Annotated in this window: 1 protein-coding gene; it reads left to right on the top strand. The window is 71.4% G+C overall.

All coding sequences use genetic code 11. The features are described 5' to 3' along the window. Positions 1 to 268 precede the first annotated feature (268 nt). The gene (locus ACYQ2W_RS26195) at positions 269 to 1,165 is read left to right on the top strand and encodes an FAD:protein FMN transferase (protein ID WP_459874012.1); all 897 of its coding nucleotides are present in this window, start codon (positions 269 to 271) and stop codon (positions 1,163 to 1,165) included. Positions 1,166 to 1,278 lie beyond the last annotated feature (113 nt).

Genomic DNA, 1,278 nt, shown 5'->3' on the forward strand with positions numbered 1-1,278 from the left:
CATTGGCTGCGCACCGCGCCTTGGCCTGGCACTTCCGGGGGGTGCTGATGGCCGATTTGTGGGTAAGAGGCAGCGCAAGCAGCGGGGTTACGGCCATGCCGATCCTTCCGAACGGAACGTCCCGTTCGGAAGGACCTGCGGAAGCGCTCAAGGCGCGGTGCCTCCGTTCGCGTCGGCGCGGTAGCGCCAACCTACGGCGTCGGCCGCAGGTGCGTTATCGTTTTGCTCTTATCCATCGTTCGATGTCCATCGAATGGACGGCCCCACCATGTTGATCCACACCTTCAATGCCATGGGCTGCGCCAACGAGGTGCAGCTCCACGCCGCCGGGGACGAACGCGCCGCGCGGGCCGCCGCCGAGGCGGCCGACGCGGAGGTGCGGCGGCTGGAGCGGCGCTACTCGCGCTATCGCGACGACAGCGTGGTGGCGGCGATCAACCGCGCCGCGGGTGGTGCCGCGGTGGAGCTGGACGAGGAGAGCGCCGCGCTGATCGACTACGCCGCGGTCTGTTTCGCCGAGAGCGGCGGGCTTTTCGACGTCACCTCCGGGGTGTTGCGCCGCGCCTGGAACTTCCGCAGCGGCCGACTGCCTGCCCCCAGCGCGGTGGAAGCGCTGCGCCCGCTGGTGGGCTGGGGCGAGGTGGAGTGGCAACGGCCGTGGTTGCGGCTGCCGCGGCCGGGGATGGAGATCGATCTCGGCGGGGTGGTCAAGGAGTACGCCGCCGATCGCGCGGCAGCGGTCTGTCGTGGGCTGGGGATCGAACACGGCCTGATCAACCTCGGCGGCGACCTCCACGCCCTCGGCCCGCGCCCCGACGGCACCCCGTGGGCGGTGGGCATCCGCCACCCCCGCCGTCCCGACGGCTGCATCGCCAGCGTCGCCCTGCGCCGCGGCGGCCTCGCCAGCAGCGGCGACTACGAGCGCTACCTGGAGGTGGACGGGCGGCGCTACAGCCACCTCCTCGACCCCGCCACCGGCTGGCCGGTGGAGCGGCCGATGCAGGCGGTCACCGTGCTCGCCGACGCCTGCCTGATCGCCGGCAGCGCCTCCACCATCGCCCTGCTCAAGGGCAACGACGCCGGCCGCACGTTCCTCGACGACCTCGGCCTGCCCCATCTGCGGGTCACCGCCGACGGCCGCCTGGAAGGCCCGCTGGCCGGTTGATATCGGGTAGGCCTCGTAGGGTGGATCCACCCTACGGATGGAACCATTTTTCGGCTACAGCCAGTTCTCGGTCAGCAGGCCGGGGACCCGCGCGAACTCCCGCAGGTTGTTGC

This window comes from Endothiovibrio diazotrophicus (assembly GCF_054657215.1).

Bases quoted from the DNA above. Each gene is read 5' to 3' on its own strand.
- ACYQ2W_RS26195 (WP_459874012.1), top strand. From the start codon at position 269: ATGTTGATCCACACCTTCAATGCCATGGGCTGCGCCAACGAGGTGCAG.